The sequence below is a fragment of the Nocardioides sp. NPDC047086 genome (genome assembly GCF_040643685.1).
GTDB lineage: Bacteria > Actinomycetota > Actinomycetes > Propionibacteriales > Nocardioidaceae > Nocardioides.
Genome location: NZ_JBEYUV010000041.1, coordinates 1 through 19,345 on the forward strand (window position 1 = coordinate 1; position 19,345 = coordinate 19,345).

22 protein-coding genes are annotated in these 19,345 nt (G+C 70.1%); 13 read left to right on the forward strand and 9 right to left on the reverse strand.

Annotated features, from left to right (window positions below):
* Positions 1-206: 206 nt before the first annotated feature.
* From ABZ796_RS23420 to ABZ796_RS23430, 3 genes are all read left to right on the forward strand, one after another.
* Positions 207-830 carry a flavin reductase gene (locus ABZ796_RS23420; RefSeq protein ID WP_357340187.1) on the forward strand — a complete coding sequence of 208 codons (624 nt, stop codon included), beginning with the start codon at positions 207-209 and terminating at the stop codon, positions 828-830.
* Positions 831-959: 129 nt separating this feature from the next.
* Positions 960-2,231: a PHB depolymerase family esterase gene (locus ABZ796_RS23425; RefSeq protein WP_357340188.1), complete on the forward strand. Its 1,272-nt coding sequence runs from the start codon at positions 960-962 to the stop codon at positions 2,229-2,231.
* A gap of 36 nt (positions 2,232-2,267) precedes the next feature.
* Positions 2,268-2,579 (forward strand): hypothetical protein, encoded by a 312-nt coding sequence (locus ABZ796_RS23430; protein ID WP_357340189.1) that lies wholly within the window; start codon positions 2,268-2,270, stop codon positions 2,577-2,579.
* A 6-nt stretch (positions 2,580-2,585) separates the two neighbouring features.
* Here ABZ796_RS23430 and ABZ796_RS23435 read toward each other — a convergent pair whose 3' ends face one another.
* A complete protein-coding gene (locus ABZ796_RS23435; protein WP_357340190.1) occupies positions 2,586-2,972 on the reverse strand; it encodes a nuclear transport factor 2 family protein in 387 nt (128 codons plus the stop codon).
* Positions 2,973-3,019: 47 nt separating this feature from the next.
* Positions 3,020-3,490 carry a hypothetical protein gene (locus tag ABZ796_RS23440; RefSeq protein WP_357340192.1) on the reverse strand — a complete coding sequence of 157 codons (471 nt, stop codon included), beginning with the start codon at positions 3,488-3,490 and terminating at the stop codon, positions 3,020-3,022.
* Between the two features lie 18 nt (positions 3,491-3,508).
* Here ABZ796_RS23440 and ABZ796_RS23445 point away from each other — a divergent pair, with 18 nt between their 5' ends.
* A complete protein-coding gene (locus ABZ796_RS23445) occupies positions 3,509-4,618 on the forward strand; it encodes an FAD-dependent oxidoreductase (RefSeq protein ID WP_357340193.1) in 1,110 nt (369 codons plus the stop codon).
* 41 nt (positions 4,619-4,659) lie between these two features.
* Entirely contained in the window at positions 4,660-5,406 is a 747-nt protein-coding gene (locus ABZ796_RS23450; protein ID WP_357340195.1) for a DoxX family protein, read from the forward strand.
* Here the strand turns inward: ABZ796_RS23450 and ABZ796_RS23455 are convergent.
* Together ABZ796_RS23455 and ABZ796_RS23460 are read right to left on the reverse strand one after the other, a co-directional pair.
* The gene (locus ABZ796_RS23455; RefSeq protein ID WP_357340197.1) at positions 5,390-5,584 is read right to left on the reverse strand and encodes a hypothetical protein; all 195 of its coding nucleotides are present in this window, start codon (positions 5,582-5,584) and stop codon (positions 5,390-5,392) included. The two genes, ABZ796_RS23450 and ABZ796_RS23455, sit on opposite strands and share 17 nt — an antisense overlap.
* Before the next feature lie 16 nt (positions 5,585-5,600).
* The gene (locus ABZ796_RS23460; RefSeq protein ID WP_357340199.1) at positions 5,601-6,854 is read right to left on the reverse strand and encodes an aminotransferase class III-fold pyridoxal phosphate-dependent enzyme; all 1,254 of its coding nucleotides are present in this window, start codon (positions 6,852-6,854) and stop codon (positions 5,601-5,603) included.
* A gap of 107 nt (positions 6,855-6,961) precedes the next feature.
* Here ABZ796_RS23460 and ABZ796_RS23465 point away from each other — a divergent pair, with 107 nt between their 5' ends.
* Positions 6,962-8,428 (forward strand): NAD-dependent succinate-semialdehyde dehydrogenase, encoded by a 1,467-nt coding sequence (locus ABZ796_RS23465; protein WP_357340201.1) that lies wholly within the window; start codon positions 6,962-6,964, stop codon positions 8,426-8,428.
* A 7-nt stretch (positions 8,429-8,435) separates the two neighbouring features.
* Here the strand turns inward: ABZ796_RS23465 and ABZ796_RS23470 are convergent, their stop codons facing one another.
* From ABZ796_RS23470 to ABZ796_RS23485, 4 genes are all read right to left on the reverse strand, one after another.
* Entirely contained in the window at positions 8,436-9,092 is a 657-nt protein-coding gene (locus ABZ796_RS23470; protein WP_357340203.1) for a GntR family transcriptional regulator, read from the reverse strand.
* A gap of 162 nt (positions 9,093-9,254) precedes the next feature.
* Positions 9,255-10,628 (reverse strand): MFS transporter, encoded by a 1,374-nt coding sequence (locus ABZ796_RS23475; protein ID WP_357340205.1) that lies wholly within the window; start codon positions 10,626-10,628, stop codon positions 9,255-9,257.
* Between the two features lie 169 nt (positions 10,629-10,797).
* Positions 10,798-11,517, reverse strand: coding sequence for a maleate cis-trans isomerase (locus tag ABZ796_RS23480; protein WP_357340206.1), 720 nt, complete (start codon positions 11,515-11,517; stop codon positions 10,798-10,800).
* Positions 11,514-12,224, reverse strand: coding sequence for an Asp/Glu/hydantoin racemase (locus ABZ796_RS23485; RefSeq protein ID WP_357340208.1), 711 nt, complete (start codon positions 12,222-12,224; stop codon positions 11,514-11,516). Before ABZ796_RS23485 ends, ABZ796_RS23480 begins: the two co-directional genes overlap by 4 nt.
* A 96-nt stretch (positions 12,225-12,320) precedes the next feature.
* On the opposite strand from ABZ796_RS23485, the gene ABZ796_RS23490 reads away from it, so the two are divergent.
* From ABZ796_RS23490 to ABZ796_RS23515, 6 genes are all read left to right on the forward strand, one after another.
* Positions 12,321-13,316, forward strand: a complete 996-nt coding sequence (locus ABZ796_RS23490; protein WP_357340209.1) for a D-2-hydroxyacid dehydrogenase — start codon at positions 12,321-12,323, stop codon at positions 13,314-13,316.
* Positions 13,313-14,761: an amidase gene (locus tag ABZ796_RS23495; RefSeq protein WP_357340210.1), complete on the forward strand. Its 1,449-nt coding sequence runs from the start codon at positions 13,313-13,315 to the stop codon at positions 14,759-14,761. Before ABZ796_RS23490 ends, ABZ796_RS23495 begins: the two co-directional genes overlap by 4 nt.
* Positions 14,761-15,273, forward strand: a complete 513-nt coding sequence (locus ABZ796_RS23500) for a DUF3830 family protein (RefSeq protein ID WP_357340212.1) — start codon at positions 14,761-14,763, stop codon at positions 15,271-15,273. The genes ABZ796_RS23495 and ABZ796_RS23500 overlap by 1 nt, the downstream gene beginning before the upstream one ends.
* Before the next feature lie 70 nt (positions 15,274-15,343).
* Complete coding sequence (locus ABZ796_RS23505) at positions 15,344-16,258, forward strand: glucosyl-3-phosphoglycerate synthase (protein WP_357340213.1); 915 nt, start codon at positions 15,344-15,346, stop codon at positions 16,256-16,258.
* A complete protein-coding gene (gene folP / locus ABZ796_RS23510; protein ID WP_357340214.1) occupies positions 16,258-17,118 on the forward strand; it encodes a dihydropteroate synthase in 861 nt (286 codons plus the stop codon). The genes ABZ796_RS23505 and folP overlap by 1 nt, the downstream gene beginning before the upstream one ends.
* Positions 17,115-17,609: a hypothetical protein gene (locus tag ABZ796_RS23515; protein ID WP_357340216.1), complete on the forward strand. Its 495-nt coding sequence runs from the start codon at positions 17,115-17,117 to the stop codon at positions 17,607-17,609. The genes folP and ABZ796_RS23515 overlap by 4 nt, the downstream gene beginning before the upstream one ends.
* A gap of 27 nt (positions 17,610-17,636) precedes the next feature.
* On the opposite strand, the gene ABZ796_RS23520 is transcribed toward ABZ796_RS23515, so the two are convergent.
* Positions 17,637-18,242 carry a TetR/AcrR family transcriptional regulator gene (locus tag ABZ796_RS23520; RefSeq protein WP_357340218.1) on the reverse strand — a complete coding sequence of 202 codons (606 nt, stop codon included), beginning with the start codon at positions 18,240-18,242 and terminating at the stop codon, positions 17,637-17,639.
* A 112-nt stretch (positions 18,243-18,354) separates the two neighbouring features.
* Between ABZ796_RS23520 and ABZ796_RS23525 the strand changes: the two genes are divergently transcribed.
* Complete coding sequence (locus ABZ796_RS23525; RefSeq protein ID WP_357340220.1) at positions 18,355-19,341, forward strand: hypothetical protein; 987 nt, start codon at positions 18,355-18,357, stop codon at positions 19,339-19,341.
* Positions 19,342-19,345: the final 4 nt, after the last annotated feature.

Consider the following 19,345-nt stretch of genomic DNA (forward strand, 5'->3'; position numbering starts at 1 on the left):
TCCGCAACGCCCGCTCACGCATCTCGGAGGAGTACTTCTTCGGCATCGTTCCCAATCCTGTCAAAGATGTCGGAACGAAACCCAGGGCGAATCAACCATCCGCTTCACCCGCCGCCCCTGACCGCGAGGTCGAATTCCGCCCAATCGGGAAGTGCGTCGTCCGGTTTCCGCCGGAGTCCGCGCGCGGGTCGCCCTAGGTTCGAGCTATGAGTACGCATGTCGACATCGATCCGGCCATCCTCTACTTCGGCACGCCGGTGGTGGTGCTCTCCACGCTCAACGAGGACGGCACCACGAATCTCATGCCGATGTCGTCGGTGTTCTGGCTGGGGCGTACGGCGGTTCTTGGGGTCGGGGCTTCGTCGCAGACGGCGCTCAACCTGAGGGATCGGCCGGAGATCGTGCTCAACCTTCCGGGGGTTGATCTGGTCACCGAGGTCGATCGGATTGCGCTGACCACGGGCAACGCGGCGATGTCGGCGGCGAAGGCGGCGCGAGGGTATGTGCATGTGTCCGACAAGTACGCGCATGCCGGGCTGACTGCGTACGGATCGGACACGGTGCTGCCGACGTCGGTCGCGGAGTGCCCGGTGCACATCGAGGGGACGGTGCGGGCGCTCCATGAGCTCGGCGAGCCGAAGCTGGCCGCGGTGGAGGTCGCGGTGACGGCGGTGCGGGTCGCGCCGGAGCTACGCCTCGAGGGCCACCCCAACCGGATCGACCCCGATCGGTGGCGGCCGCTGGTGATGAGCTTCCAGCAGTTCTACGGGCTGGGGGAGCGGGTGCATCCGTCGCGGCTGGCGAGCATCGACGAGGAGCTCTACCGGTGACCGGCATCGCATCGATACATCCCAGCAGCGGATTGTGGTCCGCGTCGACATAGACCTGTGGCGGCCGTCACATCTACCGTCGATCTGCTCGCCGGGAGGCGGCGGGCGGGCTCGCTCAGGAGGATCGGTATGCGTCTCGGGTTTCGGATCTCACCCAGGTTCCGGCAACGACGGATCGGTGCCGTGCTGGCGGTGGCCGGCCTGGTGCTGGCCGGAGGTGCGGCGATCGCGGTTGCGCCCTCCGTCGACCCGGCGGCCGCCGCGGGCACGTGGACGGCCCGGACGGCGGGCGGGATGACGACCCAGCTGTACGTTCCCAGTACCGCGCCGACGCTCGGCACCGGGCGTGCGCTCATGGTCAACCTGCATGGTTGCGTCCAGACCTCGGCCAACCTGCGCGACGGCGGCAACTGGGCCGCGACCGCGGACGCGCGGGGGATGGTCGTCGCGATCCCCGCGGCGCCGAACGGCGGCGTACTCCTCGGGTGCTGGGACTACTACGACGGCAACCACTCCCGGACCTCGCCGGGGCGGCACGACGACAACCTCCTCCAGCTGGTCAGCGACCTGCTCGCCGATCCGGCGCTGGACATCGACCCCGACCAGGTCTACCTCTCGGGGTTGTCCTCGGGCGGTGGCGAGACGATGGTGATGGGCTGCCTCGCGCCCGACGTGTTCGCCGGGATCGGGATCAACGCCGGCCCTTCGGTCGGCACGACCTCGGGGCAGATCGGGTCCGTGGCGGTGACCCAGACGCAGGTGACCAACACCTGCCGTACCTTCGCCGGGTCGGCGTCCTCGGACTTCGGCAGCCAGGTCACCTCGGTGATCTACGGCTCCAACGACACCACCGTCGCGCCCGGCTACAACTCTCTGAACGCGCAGGTCATGGCCGGGATCTACGGTGCCTCCGCGCAGTCTTCGTTCTCGCTCTCGGGTCTGGCCGGCAACAACACCGCCGGCTCCGGCACGCTGTGGTCGGACGGCAGCGGCCCGCGCGTCTCCCTGATCCAGAACACCGGGATGGGACACAACTGGCCGGCCGGCGGCGGCCCCGGTGGCTCGTACGTCACGACGAACTCGATCGACTACCCGGCGTACGTCACGGACTTCTTCTTCGACAACAACCGCCGGGTCGAGCGGAGCACCGAGCCGACCGACCCGCCGACCGACCCGCCGACCGAGGAGCCCACGGACCCGCCGACAGAGCCGGGCCTCTACTGCGGCTCGGCGACCAACGCCCAGCACGAGGCCGCCGGGCGCGCCCACTCCTACGGCACCAACCCCTACAACCCGTTCTACGCGAACGTCTCCGAGGACTACCTGGGGCAGGGCGACGCCACCGTGACGGCCCTCCAGGAGTCTGCGGGCGGCCGCTTCGACGTGGTCACGACGTGCTGACGTAGGCTTCACCTCCCGACCAGAACGAGGTGCAGCATGACAGCGAGCAGGTCCGCTCGTGAGCGGAAGGCCGCCTCCCAGGCCGGGTCCCTGGCCACGGTGAGGATCGACCTCGACGCCCGGGAGCAGTTCGTCTACAAGGTCACCTGCACGGAGTGCGTCGTCAGGGACAGGATCAAGTGGGCGACCTATCGCGCCGGTGAGGACAACGGCTTCATGGCGGCGATGGACCGATGGATCTTCCACCTGACGCAGAAGCATCCCGAGGCGGACGCGCCGTGCCTGAAGTTCCTGCCTGAGGCACAGCAGCGGCAGCAGGAGCGGCGCGAGGGTCGACCGGCCGAGTAGTCGGCCTCAGCCCCGCATCGCGGCGGCCTTGATCTCCTCGAACTGCTCGCCCATCCGGGCGGCGAGGGCCTCGGCGGCACGCAGCGGGCGGACCATCACCTTGAAGTCGACGATCCGGCCCTCGGCGTCGTAGGTGAGGAAGTCGCAGCCGTTGAGCTCGAGACCGTCGACCTTGGCGGTGAACTCGTAGGCGTGATGGACCCCGTCGTGGATCTCGCGCACGTAGGTGAAGTCCTCGAACACCTTGACCACCGCGCGCAGGATCGCGGCGGTGATCGCCCGGCCGGGGTAGGGCTTGAACGCGACCGGGCTGGTGAACACGACGTCGTCGGCGAGCATCGCCTCGACGGCATCCATGTCCTTGGCCTCGATGGCCTCACGGAAGGTGGTCATGCGCGCTCCTCCTGGGTCGGTTGCTGGGGAGAGCCTAGAGGGAGGGTCTAGAGGGAGGGCTGGTGCGGCGCGCTCCCCGGCAGGCTCCGGTCCCGGCTGTTGAGGGCGTAGCCGAGCGCGATCCCGACCGCAGCGGGAGCGAGGACGAGCCCGGCCACGAACGGGGTCAGGAAGCGCAGGTCGCTCAGCAGTACGCCGACGTCCCGGCCCTCCTCGAACCAGATCTTGAGCGGGCCGCTGAGGCCGATCACCAGGGCGACCACCGTCCAGCGTACGAAGACGGGCGGCAGGACGGTCGCGTGGTAGCCGTCCCACAGACCCCAGGCCCCGGAGATGACGAGGAGGGCCGCGAAGTAGATCAGGCCGGCACCGATGTCGGCGTCCTCGGTGGGGAAGACGTTGGTCATCACGAACGAGTACAGGATGCTGGCGCCGAGGATCACAGCGAGGCGTACGAGGAGCTTCATGTCTCCAGACTCCCCGATCGGGGCGCCGGGCGCATGAGTGCGAGTACTCATCCGGCTAGATTTCGAGTCGTGAACAGCTCAGCGGGACGCAGCGCTCTGGTCGTCGGCGCGGGGATCGGAGGGCTCACCGCGGCGCTCGCGCTGTCCCGGGTGGGGTGGCAGGTGACCGTGCTGGAGCGTGCTCCGGAGCTGGGCGAGGTCGGTGCCGGCCTCTCGATCTGGCCGCGGGCGTGGAAGATCCTGGCCGACCTCGGCGTCGCGGATCGCCTGGCGGACGGGGCCCGGCCGGCGATCCAGGCGGGGCTACGGCGGCCCGACGGGCGCTGGCTGGCGAAGGCGGGCCCCGACGCCGTCGAGCGGACCCCGGTGATGGTGCACCGGGCCCGGCTGCACGAGGCTCTGGTGGGCGAGCTCGCGACGCGCGACGGAGTCGAGGTACGCACCGGGGTGACCGTCACCGGCCTCGCTGATCTCGACGACGTCGACGGCCGCGGCCCGGCCGACGTGGTGGTCGCCGCCGACGGGATCCGCAGCACGATCAGGAACGAGCTGCACCAGCGCGATGACGTACGTTATGCCGGCTACACCGCCTACCGCGGCGTCACCGCGGAGCCGGTGCCGGGTGAAGCCTCGACCACGGGCGGGGAGACCTGGGGGACCGGGGTGCGCGTCGGCCACGTTCCGCTGGTCGATGGCCGGACCTACTGGTTCGCCACCGCCAACCGACCGGCGGGAGAGACAGGCGGGGACCACCACGCCGACGTCACCGCGCTGGTCGGCGACTGGCACGAGCCGATCCCGCAGCTGCTGGCGGCGACCCCGCCGAGCGCCGTACTCCGCGGAGACGTCTGCGACCTGCGGCTGCCGCTGAAGCGGTTCGACCACGGGCGGGTCGTGCTCCTCGGGGATGCCGCGCACGCGACGACCCCCAACCTCGGTCAGGGTGCCTGCGCCGCGATCGAGGACGCTGCCGTCCTGGCCGCGCAGCTCACCGGCCACGCTCGCATCGAGAGTGCTCTGGTGGCCTACGACCGCACCCGGCGCCCCGCGACCCAGCGGCTGGTACGGGCCTCCCGACTGGTCGGCGCGCTCGGCCAGGTCGAGAACGGGCCGGTCGTCGCGGCCCGTGACGCCGGCCTCGCGGGACTCGGCGCGATCGCGAGCCTGCTGAGCAGGTAGGTCCGCGGCACAACCGTGGGGCCGCCGGTGTCCTCATGGTCATGACGGCCGCCTATCTCACCCTGACCCTCCTCGCCTCGATCGCCGCGCTCGGCGGGGCGGTGCTCAACCTGACCGGCCACCGGATACCCGCGACCGAGGCCCGACGGCTCTCGGTGCCGGAAGAATGGTTGAGGTTCCCGATCGGGGCCTCCTACGGGCTGGGCTTCCTGGGCCTGCTCGTCGGGCCGGCGGTCCCGGCCGTCGGGATCGTCGCCGCCGCCGGATTCGTGGTGTTCTTCGTGCTCGCGGTCGGTGCGCACCTGCGCGTGGGGGACCGAAGCCTGGGCCGCGCGACCGGTGGTCTCGTGCTGGCGCTGGCGACGCTCGTCGTCACTGGGATGTACGCCGCAGGGCAGGACGATCTGGGCGGGGTCGTCTCGGCGTACGTGAACGATCTTCCGAACCCGTGGTGGCCGGTCGTGCTGCTCGCGGTGATCCAGCTCGTCGATGCGGCGATGTGCTTCAAGCCGGCCGCCTTCATCGCTCGGTGCTTCACCGACGTCGGGCTGCCGCGGGCGCTGTGGCCGGTGATGCCCTGGGTCAAGGTCGCCGCGACCGCCGGCCTGATCGCCGGGCTGTGGGTGCCGTACGTCGGGGCGCTGACCAGCGCGGCGCTGGTGGCCTACTTCGTGCTCGCGGTCTGTGCCCATCTCCGGGCCCACGATGTCGGCCGCAACCTGCTTCTCAACGCCATGTCCTCGCTGGTCATGTGCGTGGCAGTGCTCGGGTTCAGCTTCCTGCGCTGAGCTCGGCCGTTCTCACATGGTCGAGCAGGTCGGCGGCGGCCGAGGTGAAGCGGTCGACCTCCTCGCCGCTGTCGCAGGTGCACAGCACGATGGTCACCTCTCCGGCGCGTGGCCAGAGCGCCTCCCAGGTCGCGCCGGCCTGCTCCCAGCGGAGCAACCGCTCGAGGTCGTACGTCATGGTGTGATCCGCGCGGTCAGCCGAGGACGGCTTCGACCGATTGGGCCCAGAGACCGGCTGCCTCGTCGATCGCCGCCGAGTCGACGACGAGGGCGGGGATGAACCGCACGACTTGGCCCCAGGCGCCGCAGGTGAGCAGCAGCAGGCCGCGCCTGGCAGCCTCCTGCTGGGCCGCGGCGGCGGTGGCGCCGTCCGGCTCGCCGTCAGGGTTGCGGAACTCGTTGCCGAGCATGAGCCCGAGGCCGCGTACGTCGGTGATCGCCTCGTGCTTGCTCGCGACCTGCTCCAGGGCGGAGCGGAGCTCGGCGCCGCGCTCGGCGGCGTTCTTCACCAGGCCCTCCTCCTCGATGACATCGAGGGTCGCCAGGGCAGCGGCGCAGGCGACGGCGTTGGCGCCGTAGGTGCCGCCCTGCGATCCGGGCCAGGCCTTCGACATCAGCGCCTCGCTCGCCGCGATCGCGGACAGCGGGAACCCGGAGGCCAGGCCCTTCGCGGTCATGATGATGTCGGGACGCGAGCCGAAGTGGTCGTGTCCCCAGAACTCGCCGGTGCGACCGAAGCCGGTCTGCACCTCGTCGATGATCAGCAGGATCCCGTGCCTGTCGGCACGCTCGCGCAGGCCGTCGAGGAAGGCCTTGTCGGCGGGCACGTAGCCGCCCTCGCCGAGGACCGGCTCGACGAGGAACGCGGCCGTGTCGGCCGGGGCGCTCTGGGTCTGCAGCGTGTAGTCGAGCTGACGCAGCGCGAACTCGGTCGCCTGCTCCTGCGGCCAGCCGAAGTGGGGCGCATCGGGGAAGGGGGAGATCACGACGCCGGCCATCAGCGGGCTGAAGCCGGCGCGGAACTTGGTGCCCGAGGTGGTCATCGAGGCGGCCGCGACGGTCCTACCGTGGAAGCCGCCGTGGAAGACGACGATGTTGGGGCGACCGGTGGCCTGGCGGGCCAGGCGGATCGCGGCCTCGGCGGCCTCCGAGCCGGAGTTGGCGAAGAAGAGGCTGTCGAGGCCGGCGGGGAGGACGGTGCCGAGGCGGTCGACCAGGTCGAGGAGCGGGCGGTGCCTGACCGTCGTGTACTGCCCGTGGACCAGGTTGGCGATCTGACGCTGCGCGGCCTCGACGACCTTCTGGTGGCTGTGGCCGGTGCTGGTCACGCCGATGCCGGCGGTGAAGTCGAGATAGCGGCGGTCGCCCTCGTCGAAGAGCTGGACGCCTTCGCCGCGAGCCGCCACCACCGGGGTTGCCTGCTTGAGGATGGGGGAGAGCTTGGCCACCGTGGACTCCTGTTGATTGTCGACAATCCGACTGGCTACTACAGTAGGCCAGCGTTGGTCGGCTGTCAGCCGGACGGCCGTACGCTGACCTGGGAGGCTGATGCGGCATGAGCAAGGAACCGAACGAGGCACGGGTCGTCGCCGAGGTACCGAAGGGGCTCCTTGTCGCGGGTCGCTGGGTGGATGCCGGCGACGGTGCGACCTTCGACGTGCTCGACCCGTCGACGGGGGAGGTGCTCTGTGCGGTCGCCGACGCGACCCACGAGGACGGTGCCCGTGCGCTCCAGGCCGCGGCAGGGGTGCAGAAGGAGTTCGCCGCCACCGCGCCGCGGGCCCGGGCGGACATGCTCATGGCCGCCTTCGACCTCCTGCACGAGCGGGTCGACGACCTCGCCCTGCTGATGACGCTCGAGATGGGCAAGCCGCTGGCCGAGGCGAGGGGCGAGATCGCGTACGCCGCGGAGTTCTTCCGCCACTTCGCCGAGGAAGCCGTACGGATCGAGGGCGGCTACCAGACCGCGCCCGCGGGCGGCTCCCGGTTCCTGATCACGAAGCAGCCGGTCGGGCCGGCGCTGCTGATCACGCCGTGGAACTTCCCGATGGCGATGGGGACCCGCAAGATCGGACCGGCGATCGCGGCCGGCTGCACGAGCATCATCAAGCCCGCCCAGCAGACACCGCTCTCGATGCTGGCGCTGGGGGAGATCCTGCGCGAGGCCGGTGTGCCCGAGGGGGCTGTCAACATTCTTCCGACGACCCGGCCGGGCGAGCTGACCGAGCCGCTGCTGCGCTCCGGCGTCATCCGCAAGCTCTCCTTCACCGGCTCCACCGCGGTCGGCCGCGTCCTGCTCGCGCAGAGCGCGGACAAGGTGCTGCGTACGTCCATGGAGCTCGGCGGCAACGCCGGCTTCGTCGTCTTCGAGGACGCCGACATCGACGAAGCGGTTGCGGGCGCGATGGCGGCGAAGATGCGCAACACGGGGGAGGCGTGCACGGCGGCCAACCGGATCTTCGTGCAGCGCTCCGTCATCGAGGAGTTCGGCGAACGGCTCGCCAAGGCGATGTCCGAGCTGCCCGTCGGTCGCGGGGTCGAGGAGGGCGTACGCGTCGGGCCGCTCATCGACGAGGCGGCCAGGGAGAAGGTGCAGACCCTCGTCGACGACGCCGTCGCCGGCGGGGCGCGGGTGCTGACCGGCGGGACCGCCCCCGACGGTCCCGGCTACTTCTACCCGCCGACCGTGCTCACCGACGTCCCCGCCTCCGCGAAGATGGGCAGCGAGGAGATCTTCGGGCCGGTCGCGCCGCTGACGCCGTTCGACACCGAGGACGAGGTGGTCGAGGCGGTCAACGACACCGAGTACGGCCTGGTCAACTACGTCTTCACCAATGACCTGCGCCGCGGTCTGCGGGTTTCCGAGGCGCTCGAGTCCGGCATGGTCGGGCTCAACCAGGGCGTGGTCTCCAACCCCGCCGCGCCCTTCGGCGGCGTCAAGGCCTCGGGACTGGGGCGGGAGGGCGGGCGTACCGGGATCGAGGAGTTCCTCGAGACCAAGTATGTCGGGATCGCGATGTGACCCGGGGCTAGACGTAGCCCTGGTCGTCGTCCTCGGCGTGGATGAGGCGCCGCAGCGCCTCGTCCATGTGCAGCTCGACGCGCTTGAGCGTCAGCTTCACGTCGCCCGCCTCGATGGCGTCGACGATCTGGTTGTGCTCCTCGACCAGCTCGAGCGGCTGCTGATAGGTGCCCTCCAGCGCGGTCAGGCACATCCTGGTCTCGACGATCAGGGTCTGGTGCATCCGGGCCAGGCGCCGGCTCCCGGAGCACTGCACCAGCACGTCGTGGAAGTGGAAGTCAGCGTCGCTCAGCGCCGCCGGGTCGCCCAGCTCGAGCGACTTCGTCATCGCGTCGCAGGCGGCGCGGAGCTCGCGCAGCGCCGCGGGGATCCGTGCCTTGGCGATCATCGTGGCGGCGGCGCCCTCGACGGCCGCCCTGGCCACGTAGATGTCTCGGATGTCGGCCTCGTCGAGCTCGATCACGAAGAGCCCGCGGTTGGGCTCGCTGCGCAGCAGGCCCTCTTGGACCAGCCGCTGCATCGCCTCGCGCAGCGGTCCGCGGCTGACTCCGAACTGGGCCGAGAGCGCGGTCTCGCTCAGCTGCGCGCCCGGCTGCAGGGTGCGCTCCATGATCGCCGTACGCAGCTGGCGAGCGATGACCGAGGCCGTCGACTCCCTGTGCACGGGTTCGAAGCTCGATGTCACTGTCAACGTGGTCTCCGATGGTCACCGAGAAAGAGTTTGATTGTTGACAATCATTGCATGTGGCCGGTCCGGCGGTGAATCGATCGATCGAGCGTGCCGGGTGCGGGTGGGGCGCCCGGCACGCTCGATCGTGGTCGTCGATCAGTCGACCTCGGCGGCCTTGTCGAGCTCGGCGAGCTCGGCCTCGGACTCCGGCGTACCCGGGATCTCGGTGCCCCGGATCGACTTGCCCGCCGTCTCGACGACGAAGAACAGCGCGATCAGGCCGACCACCGATCCGGCGATCATGTAGTAGGCCGGCATCAGCACGTCGCCGGTGGCGCCGATCAGCGCGTTGTTGACGTACAGGGCCGTGCCGCCGAAGGCGGCGGTGGAGATGTTGTAGCCGATCGCCATGCCGCCGTAGCGCACCTGCGAGGGGAACATCGCCGGGAAGGTCGCCGAGATGGTCGCCAGCTGGGCGACGTAGACGATGCCCAGAACCGTGAACCCGAGGACCGCCGGCCAGAAGCCCTGGCCGATCAGGAGGAACATCGGGACCGACAGCACGATCAGCCCGATGAAGGAGCCACCCCACATCGGCTTGCGGCCGACCTTGTCCGAGAGTGCCCCGGCGATCGGCAGGAAGACCAGCATCGCGATCTGTCCGAAGATGACCAGCAGGTCGGCGTCGGTGCTGCTGAAGCCGGCCTCCTCCTGCAGATAGGTCGCCATGTAGGCGAGCAAGGTGTAGTTGGCGATGTTGAGCGCGGCGACCAGCCCGATCAGGGTGAGGATCGGCTTCCAGAACAGCGAGAAGAGATCCTTCAGCGCGGCGCCGGCACCGCCCTCGACGGCGTCCTGCGTCTCGAGCTCCTGGAAGACCGGCGTCTCCTCGAGCTTGGACCGGATGTAGAGGCCGACCAGGCCGATCGGACCACCGATCAGGAACGGGATGCGCCAGCCCCACTCGGTCATCGCCGCGTCACCGATGATCGACTCGGTGGTGAAGACGACGGCGATGGCGGCGGTGAAGCCGACGATGGTGCCGAACTCCAGGAAGCTGCCGTAGAACCCACGCTTCTTGTCGGGGGCGCACTCGGCCATGTACGTCGCAGCACCGCCGTACTCGCCGCCGGTCGAGAATCCTTGGATCACCCGGAGCAGGACGAGCAGGACCACGGCCCAGATGCCGACCGAGTCGTACGTCGGCAGGCAGCCGACCAGGAAGGTGGCGGCCGCCATCAGGATGATCGTCATCGCGAGGACGCGCTGGCGACCGATGCGGTCGCCGAGGGGGCCCCAGAAGATGCCGCCGAGCGGTCGCAGGATGAACGAGATCGCGAAGGTCAGAGCCGTGCCGGCGAAGCCGTACTCCGGGAAGAAGTTGGCGGTGATCTCTGTCGCGACGTAGGCGAAGGCGCCGTAGTCGAACCATTCGGTCGCATTGCCGACCGCTGAGCCGGTGATGGCTCTTCGGAGCTTCGATTTGTCGGGTTGTGCCTCGTTGGAGGGGATGGTTGGGGTTCCTGACATTTCTTCTCACCTATTCGGTGTGATTGATGGCTGGGGACCGCTGTTGACCCGCAGTGTTGACAGTAGGGTTGTCAACAATTTGCGCCACGTTAGCGCTGTCTGTGCGCCCTGACTAGGCGCGCGGAAGGTGGCGCGGGGTGTGACGGGAGGTTTACGTAAAGCCGCGACGCTACCTGAACAGCTCTCCGAGCCCGGGCAGGGGGCGGGAGACACCGGCGAGTCGCATGCCTTCCCAGATGGTCACCTGGTTGGCCGTCAGCACGGGTTTCCCGAGGGCTTTCTCCAACGTATCGATGCAGGTCAGGGTGTGCATCGCGGTGTCGGGAACGAGGACGGCCTCGGCGTCGGGAACGTCGACGGCCAGGGTCATCTCGAGGACCGCGTCCGGGCCGAGACGGCCGACGTCGACGGCGGTGAAGATCCCGCTGGCGCCGAAGGAGACGACCTCGATCCCGCCGGCTGCCAGGAAGGAGCGGAAGTGCCCGGCCAGCTCCTCGGGGTAGGACGCGGCGACGGCGACCTTCCTGAGCCCGAGCGTCCTGGCCGCCTCGATGAAGGCGATCGAGGTCGATGAGGCGGGGCAGCGCAGGCGCTCGCCGATCGCGGCTGCCTGGGCCGCGGCGCCGTCCCACCCGAAGACGAAGCTTCCCGACGTGCACGCCCACATCACCGCGTCGGGGGAGTGGACCCCGATCGCGTCGGCGCCCGCGGCGAGCCTGTCCGCGGAGCCCGTGTCGAGGAGAGCCGCGACGGTGTGCTCGTCGCGACCCATCGAGGTGTGGACCAGCGGTAGCCAGATCGTGCCGCCGAGCGCGTTCTCGAGCGCCGGGAAGTCGTCCTCGGCCGCGTGGCCGGGATAGAGCAGCCCGATGACCGGCGGCCGGGTCATGAGGCCTGCCCCCACAGGTTCTCGGTCGTCGGCGGAGTGCGCCCGACCATCCGGAGCGCGGCCTCCATGGTCGCCCGGTTGGCGGAGATCACCGGCTTCCCGAGCTCGGCCTCGAGCCGGCCGATGATGTCGTACGTCGCCAGGTTCGTGCACGAGACGACGACCGCCTCGGCGGCGTCGGTGTCGGCGGCTCGCACCAGCTCGAGCGTGGTCTCGTAGGGGACCTCCCAGATGTGGTGGCCGAGTCCGAGGTCGCCGGTGCTCACGACCGTGATGCCGGCCTCGGCCAGGAAGGCGCCGAACCGGGCGGCGAGTGCGGCGTCGTAGGGGGTCGCGACCGCGACCCGGGAGACGCCTAGGGCGAAGAGCGACTCCAGCACGGCGCCGGAGGTGGTGACCGCGGGAGCGCCGCCGGCGCGGCGCATCACCGCGGCCAGCCGGCGCTCACCGTGCCGGCCGTGGACGAAGCTGCCGGAGGTGCAGGCGTAGACGTAGAGGTGTGGTTCGGCGGCCGAGAGGTCACGCACGGCCTGCTCGAGGACCGCGGTCTCGCTGATCTCCTCGGCCATCTCGAGGGTGACCTCGCGATCGGTGTAGGGCGTCCGGGTGAAGAGCAGGCTGGTGTCGGCCGGGGCCCACCGCCACAGCTCGTGGTCGAGCACCATGTCATGGGGGACGACCACGGCGATGCGTACCGTTGAAGACATCGCACCTCGCTAGGATTGTTGACAATCTGCAATCTGCTCTCCTAGCGTAGTCCCAGATTGTTGCCGAGGTGTGTCTAGTGCGACGGAGGATTTTTCTTGGAGACGTCCCGGCGCCCCGCGATCACGATCCTCTGTCCGCCCGACGGCGGCAGACCAGCGGGGATGGAGCGCCTCGAGGCGGATGCCGAGCTCACCTATACCGATGCCCCGGGCCTGGCCGACGCACTCCGCGGAGCCGAGGCGCTGCTGCTGTGGGACTACTTCTCCGAGGCTGTCCGTGACGCGTGGCCGAGCACCGGCGCTCTGCGTTGGATCCACGTCGCCGCCGCCGGGGTCGACAAGCTGCTGTTCCCGGAGCTGGTCGCCTCCGACGTGATCGTCACCAACGCCCGTGGGATCTTCGACCGGGCGATGGCGGAGTTCGTGCTCGGCTCGATCCTGGCCGTGGCCAAGGACATCCACCTCAGCCGCGACCTGCAGTCGGCCCGGAAGTGGCTGCGTCGCGAGACTCGGCTGATCAGCGCCGAGACCGCGCTCGTGGTCGGCACCGGCTCGATCGGTCGCGAGACCGCGCGGCTGCTGCGCGCGGCCGGGATGGACGTACGCGGCGCCGGCCGCACCGCCCGCAGCGACGATCCCGACTTCGGTGAGGTCCTCGCTAGCACCGACCTGGTCGCCCATGTCGGCTGGGCCGACCACGTCGTCATCACGGCCCCGCTGACCGCGGAGACTCGTGGCCTGATCAGCGAGGACGTGCTCGCGGCGATGAAGCCGGGCAGTCACCTGGTCAACGTCGGGCGGGGGCAGATCGTCGATGAGGCAGCGCTCGTCTCGGTACTCCGTGACGGTCCGGTCGAGGCGGCGTCCCTGGACGTCTTCGAGGTCGAGCCGCTGCCGGCCGAGAGCCCGTTGTGGACGATGCCGGGGGTAGCGGTCTCGGCGCACATGTCGGGTGACTACGAGGGCTGGCGGGAGGCGCTGGCGGACCAGTTCGTCGACAACGCACGGCGCTGGACGAGAGGCGAGCCGCTGCTGAACGTCGTCGACAAGCAGCGCGGCTTCGTCATCGCGGAGCAGGGGGAGGGACGATGACCGACCCGATGAGCGACCCGAAGCCTGCCTCCGGATCCGAGCTGAGCGCCTTGAGCGCTGCCGAGCTCGTGGCCGGCTACCGCTCGGGCGCCTTCACCCCTCTCGACGCGACGCGGTCGGTGCTCGACACGATCGAGGAGCGCGACGCCGCGGTGAACGGGTTCGTCCGGGTCGATCCCGACGGCGCCCTCGCCCAGGCGACCGCGTCCACCGAGAGATGGCGGGCCGGGCGTCCGCTCGGCAGCGCCGACGGCGTACCGACCTCGGTCAAGGACATCCTGTGGACTGCAGGATTGCCGACAATCCGCGGCACCTGGCTCATCGACGAGGCCGGGCCGTGGACCGAGGACGCACCCGCGGTCGCGCGGCTGCGCGAGGCCGGCGCCGTGATCACCGGCAAGACGACGACACCGGAGTTCGCCTGGAAGGGCGTCACCGACTCGCTCCGCCACGGCTCCACCGGCAACCCCTGGGACCCGGGCCTGACCTCCGGCGGCTCCAGCGGCGGTGCCGCGGCGGCGGTGGGCCTCGGCATGGGCCCGTGGGGGCTCGGCACCGACGGCGGCGGCTCGGTCCGGATCCCGGCCTCCTTCACCGGCACGGTGACCATCAAGCCGACCTACGGACTGATCCCGCTCTATCCCGCCAGCCCCTTCGGCACCCTCTCGCACGCCGGCCCGATGACCCGGACCGTCACCGACGCGGCGGCGCTGCTCGACGTGGTCGCCGGCTTCGACTCGCGCGACTGGTCGGCGATGCCCACGCCGGGAGCCTCCTTCCTGACCGGCCTGGACGACGGTGTCGAAGGGCTGCGGATCGGGTTCTCGCCGACTCTCGGGTACGTCCAGAACGACCCGGAGGTCGAGCGGCTGGTCCGCGCGGCAGCCGCTGTGCTCGCGTCCGAGGGCGCCCAGGTCGAGGAGGTAGACCCCGGCTTCACCGACCCGGTGGAGGCGTTCGACGTGCTCTGGTTCTGCGGTGCGGCGAAGGTCGTCGACGCCTACCCGGCCGGTGCGATCGACCGGATCGACCCGCTGCTGCGCGAAGGCATCGAGACCAAGGGCCGCGGCTCCGCGGCCGACTACCTGGACGCCATGGCGGTCCGGATGGACCTCGGCCGGCTCATGGGGCGGTTCCACGAGACGTACGACCTCCTGGTCACTCCGACCATGCCGATCACCGCCTTCGAGAGGGGACTGCAGGCGCCGGCGGGCTGGCCCTCGCAGTGGTGGCCGAGCTGGACGCCCTACACCTACCCGTTCAACATGACCCAGCAGCCGGCGGCGAGTGTGCCCTGCGGCACCACCGCCGCTGGCCTGCCGGTCGGCCTCCAGATCGTCGGTGCCCGCCACGACGACGCCCGGGTACTCAGAGCGGCGCGAGCCTACGAGCGGGCCAGCGGCGAGCTGTTCGTCCGACCTGTCGACAATCCACGAGGAGCCTGATGAGCCGCTACATCACCGTCACCCTGGAGCGCCGTGGTGTCTCCTGCCTCGCCCGCCTGCTCGATGAGGAGGCGCCGCGTACCGCCGGTGCCGTCTGGGACGCACTGCCGCTCAGCAGCCAGGTCTTCCACGGCAAGTACGCCCGCAACGAGATCTATCACCTGGTGCCCGCCTTCGCCGCGAAGGAGCCCGGCAAGGAGAACACGACGGTCACCCCGATCCCCGGCGACCTGTGCTACTTCGCCTTCTCCTCCGACGACCTCGGCAACCCGTCCTACGGCTATCCGGAAGACCGCGGCCCGGGCGCGATGAGCGAGATCGTCGACCTTGCACTCTTCTACGGCCGCAACAACCTGCTCATCAACGGCGACCAGGGGTGGGTGCCTGGCAACGTCTTCGGCACGGTCGTCGACGGCCTCGACGAGATGGCGCAGGCCTGCCAGGACGTGTGGATGAACGGCGCCACCGACGAGACCCTCACCTTCGCGCGCTCGCACGAGGACACGCAGTAACCGACGGCTGGGAACCGGCCGGATCGGGTATCGGTCCGGTGTTCGAGGACACCGTCGATAGGGTTTGGACATGTCGTGGTCGCAGAGCAACACCCATCACTGGGACGACTGGTCGCTGGCCGACCTCGTCGCGGCCAAGCAGGGCCAGCGGGTGAGCCTCGTGGTCCCGGCGCGCAACGAGGCCGCGACCGTCGGCGGCCTCGTCGACAAGCTGCGCACCAGCCTGATGGAGACCTCGGACCTGGTCGACGAGCTCGTCGTCATCGACTCCGACTCCTCCGACGACACCGCGCGGATCGCCGCCGATGCCGGCGCCGACGTCTATGCCTCGGCCGCGATCCGGCCGGAGCTCGGCTCCTACCCCGGCAAGGGCGAGGCGATGTGGAAGTCGCAGTTCGTGACCACCGGTGAGCTGATCGTCTTCATGGATGCCGACCTGACCGACTGGGACACCCATTTCGTACGCGGCCTGGTCGGCCCCCTTGTCAACAATCCGACGATCGAGCTGGTCAAGGGCTTTTACCGGCGCCCGGGGGAGCACGGTCTCGACGGCGGCCGGGTCACCGAGCTCGTCGCCCGCCCGCTACTAGCCCTCCACCGCAGGCCGCTACGGGACCTGATCCAGCCGCTGGCGGGGGAGTGGTCGATCCGGCGATCGCTGTTCGAGCGGCTGCGGGTCCCGACCGGCTACGGCGTGGAGCTCGCCGCCCTCGTCGACACCCTGGACACGCGCGGGATGGACGCGATCGCCCAGGTCGACCTCGGCCAGCGCGACCACAGCCACCAGGACCTCTTCGATCTCGGCCTGATGGCGACCCAGATCGTGGGCATGATGTCGCGCCGCCTCGGCACCGGCCCGGCGGGCGACGACGTCGAGATGCGGCAGTACATCCCGATCGACGGCTCGACCAAGGTCGTCGACCGCTCCGTGAGCCTGCTGGAGCGGCCGCCGGTGCGCGACGCCTCGGGCGGTATGGTCGCCTGATGCTGCGCCTGGGACGACATGCCTTCGGTGATGAGGACGCGCTCATGATGGCGATCGTCAACCGCACCCCGGACTCGTTCTTCGACAAGGGAGCGACCTGGGCCGAGGACGCAGCCTTCGAGCGCGTACGCCTGGTGGCCTCCCAGGGCGCGGAGATCGTCGACATCGGCGGGATCAAGGCCGCCCCCGGCACCGAGATCGGCGCCGCGGAGGAGAAGGCCCGTGTGGTCGACTTCGTCGCCAGGGTGCGCGAGGAGTTCCCGGCGCTGGTGATCTCGGTCGACACCTGGCGTGCCGAGGTCGGCGACGCGGTGTGCGCGGCCGGCGCCGACCTCATCAACGACGCCTGGGGCGGGGCCGACCCGGAGCTCGTCGACGTCGCCGCCGCCCACGGCGCCGCGATCGTGTGCACCCACACCGGAGGGGTGACGCCGCGGACGCGGCCCTACCGGATCGAGTACGACGACGTGGTCCGCGACGCGATCGACTCGACCCTCGGCTACGCCCAGCGCGCCCTGGACGCCGGAGTCGCGAAGGACTCGATCGTGATCGACCCGGCCCACGACTTCGGGAAGAACACCTTCCACTCCCTCGAGATCACCCGCCGTCTCGGCGAGATGGTCGCGACCGGCTGGCCGGTGCTGGTCTCGCTCTCCAACAAGGACTTCGTGGGGGAGACGCTCGACCTGCCGGTCGGGGAGCGCCTCCTCGGCACCCTGGCCGCGACGACCGTCTGCGCGATGGCCGGTGCCCGGATCTACCGGGTCCACCAGGTGCCGGAGACGCGGCAGACCGTCGACATGGCCTGGACGATCGCCGGGAGACGGCTCCCGGCGCGAGCGATCAGGGGGCTGCAGTGACTCGAGTGGCGCTGGTTCCGGGATGTCTGGCCCTGCTGCCGGAGTACTCCTCGCTCGAGGACCCTGTCGACGAGCTCCGCTCGGCCTGCCTGGCAGCGGCGGCATGGCTGGGGGAGGACGTACGTGTCATCGCCGGGGCGCAGGGTGCCCGAGTGGCCTCCGCGCTGCTGGCCGAGGTCGGCACGGCTCCGGTGAGCAGCGGCGAGGCGGCCTACCTCATCGTCGCCAACGGCTCGGCCCGCCGCAGCGAGAAGGCGCCCGGGCACCTCGACCCGCGGGCCGCCGGGTTCGACGACGTGCTCGGCAAGGCGCTGACGACTCCCGACCCCGAGGCGCTCGACGCGCTCGATCTCGGGCTGGCCGATGAGCTCTGGGCCGACGTCGGCCCGATCGTGGAGGCCGCCGACCTGCTGCGCACCGTCAGGACGGTGGCGGTCGACTACGACGACGACCCCTACGGCGTGCGTTACTGGGTCGCCCGCTGGGCGTGAGGTCGGGGTCGGTCCCGGTCGCGCGGGTCAGTCGAGCAGGTCGGCGAGCCCTGCCGCGTAGATCTTCGGCGTGACGTCACCCAGCATGATCCGCTGCAGGATGAAGCCCGGCAGCAGACCGGTGAGGACCATCGCGATCCGCTCGGGGTCGGCGCCCCGGCGGAACTGGCCCGCGTCGATGGCCTTCTCGGCGTAGTTGCGCCAGGCGTCGCGGATCCGGCGTGCCTCGGGGGCCATGATCGCGTGGATCTCCGGGTCGCGCGCGGCCTCCGCCCAGGTCTGCAGGGCGATCCGGGGGAGATCGACTCCCAGCTCGGCGCCGAGATCGAGGAGATGCTGGGTGGCGGCCTCGATCGCCCACTCCGGCGGGGGAGCGTCCATGCCTGAGCCCTCTTCGGGAACGAGGCGGTTGATCGCGGCGGTGACACCGGTCAGGCCGGACTGGGCGATCGCGTGGATGATGTCGTTCTTGCCGCGGAAGTAGGTGTAGACCGACCCTGCCGAGAGGCCGGACTCCTTGACGACCGCGGCCATCGTCGTCTTGTGGAAGCCGTCGCGCTCCACGCAGCGCAGCGTCGCCGCGATGATCTGCTGGCGTTTCTCTGCGCGGTGCTGCTCGCTGACCTTGGGCATGGGACGAGAGTACCTCAAAAGAAAACGAACATTCATTTTTGATAAATCCAATGGAGAGGAGGAGAGTTCTCCCAAAGAGAATGAACATTCGTTTTTTTAAGAAGGAACAGACATGCCCAAGTCAGTGCAAGCCGTGATCGGGGTCAGCCTCGGTCTGGTCGCCCTCCTCGCCCTGCTCATCACCGCATTCGCCTGGCCCTCCAGCGAGATGGAGCCACGGGCGCTGCCGTTGGCTGTCGCCGGTCCGGAACAGGCCGTCGCCCAGATCGAGACGCAGCTCGCCACCACTGCGGGCGAAGACGCCTTCGACGTCATCGCGGTCGCCGACCGGGATGCGGCGGTCGAGGCGATCGAGGACCGCGAGGCGTACGGTGCGATCGTCGTCGCCCCGAAGGGTCAGGAGGTGCTGACCGCTACCGCCGCCAGCGCCATCGTCGCCCAGCAGCTCACCGCGATGGCGACGGCGATGGGCGCTGAGACCGGCACCGCCCCGAAGGTGACCGACGTCGTCGCTGCTCCTGAGGACGACCCGCGCGGACTCGTCTTCGGCACCGCGGCGTTGCCCCTCGCGCTCGGCGGCATCATGGCCGGGGCGATCACCTCGCTGGCGCTCAAGCGCACCCGCGACCGCGTCGCCGCGGCCTTCCTCATCGCGATCGGAGGCGGGCTGGCGATGACCGGAGTGATCCAGGGTTGGCTCGGCGCTCTCGAGGGCACCTACGTGGTCAACGCCGGCGTCGTTGCCCTGGGCATCCTCGCGGTCGCGCTGCCGATCGTTGGCCTGCGCCACTTCATCGGCATGGCCGGCGTCGGAATCATGGCGCTGCTGATCATGTTGGTCGGCAACCCGCTCTCCGGCATCTCCTCGGCCCCGGAGATGATCCCGTTCGGCTGGCTCGGCCAGCTCCTGCCCCCGGGTGCGACCGGCTCGGCGCTCCGTGGCCTGTCCTTCTTCGACGGTGCCGGTTCCACGACCCCGCTGATCGTGCTCGCCTGCTGGGCTGGTGCGGGTCTGCTCCTGACCCTCCTCCCGCACCGTGAGAAGGGCGGCTCGGAGGCCGAGGAGAAGGTGGGTGACCTGGAGCCCGTAGCAGGGTAGAACT

Bases quoted from the DNA above. Each gene is read 5' to 3' on its own strand.
- folP (WP_357340214.1), top strand. From the start codon at position 16,258: ATGCTGCGCCTGGGACGACATGCCTTCGGTGATGAGGACGCGCTCATG.
- ABZ796_RS23525 (WP_357340220.1), top strand. From the start codon at position 18,355: ATGCCCAAGTCAGTGCAAGCCGTGATCGGGGTCAGCCTCGGTCTGGTC.
- ABZ796_RS23500 (WP_357340212.1), top strand. From the start codon at position 14,761: ATGAGCCGCTACATCACCGTCACCCTGGAGCGCCGTGGTGTCTCCTGC.
- ABZ796_RS23520 (WP_357340218.1), bottom strand. From the start codon at position 18,242: ATGCCCAAGGTCAGCGAGCAGCACCGCGCAGAGAAACGCCAGCAGATC.
- ABZ796_RS23475 (WP_357340205.1), bottom strand. From the start codon at position 10,628: ATGTCAGGAACCCCAACCATCCCCTCCAACGAGGCACAACCCGACAAA.
- ABZ796_RS23430 (WP_357340189.1), top strand. From the start codon at position 2,268: ATGACAGCGAGCAGGTCCGCTCGTGAGCGGAAGGCCGCCTCCCAGGCC.
- ABZ796_RS23465 (WP_357340201.1), top strand. From the start codon at position 6,962: ATGAGCAAGGAACCGAACGAGGCACGGGTCGTCGCCGAGGTACCGAAG.
- ABZ796_RS23435 (WP_357340190.1), bottom strand. From the start codon at position 2,972: ATGACCACCTTCCGTGAGGCCATCGAGGCCAAGGACATGGATGCCGTC.
- ABZ796_RS23505 (WP_357340213.1), top strand. From the start codon at position 15,344: ATGTCGTGGTCGCAGAGCAACACCCATCACTGGGACGACTGGTCGCTG.
- ABZ796_RS23420 (WP_357340187.1), top strand. From the start codon at position 207: ATGAGTACGCATGTCGACATCGATCCGGCCATCCTCTACTTCGGCACG.
- ABZ796_RS23450 (WP_357340195.1), top strand. From the start codon at position 4,660: ATGACGGCCGCCTATCTCACCCTGACCCTCCTCGCCTCGATCGCCGCG.
- ABZ796_RS23485 (WP_357340208.1), bottom strand. From the start codon at position 12,224: ATGTCTTCAACGGTACGCATCGCCGTGGTCGTCCCCCATGACATGGTG.
- ABZ796_RS23425 (WP_357340188.1), top strand. From the start codon at position 960: ATGCGTCTCGGGTTTCGGATCTCACCCAGGTTCCGGCAACGACGGATC.
- ABZ796_RS23440 (WP_357340192.1), bottom strand. From the start codon at position 3,490: ATGAGTACTCGCACTCATGCGCCCGGCGCCCCGATCGGGGAGTCTGGA.
- ABZ796_RS23480 (WP_357340206.1), bottom strand. From the start codon at position 11,517: ATGACCCGGCCGCCGGTCATCGGGCTGCTCTATCCCGGCCACGCGGCC.
- ABZ796_RS23495 (WP_357340210.1), top strand. From the start codon at position 13,313: ATGACCGACCCGATGAGCGACCCGAAGCCTGCCTCCGGATCCGAGCTG.
- ABZ796_RS23455 (WP_357340197.1), bottom strand. From the start codon at position 5,584: ATGACGTACGACCTCGAGCGGTTGCTCCGCTGGGAGCAGGCCGGCGCG.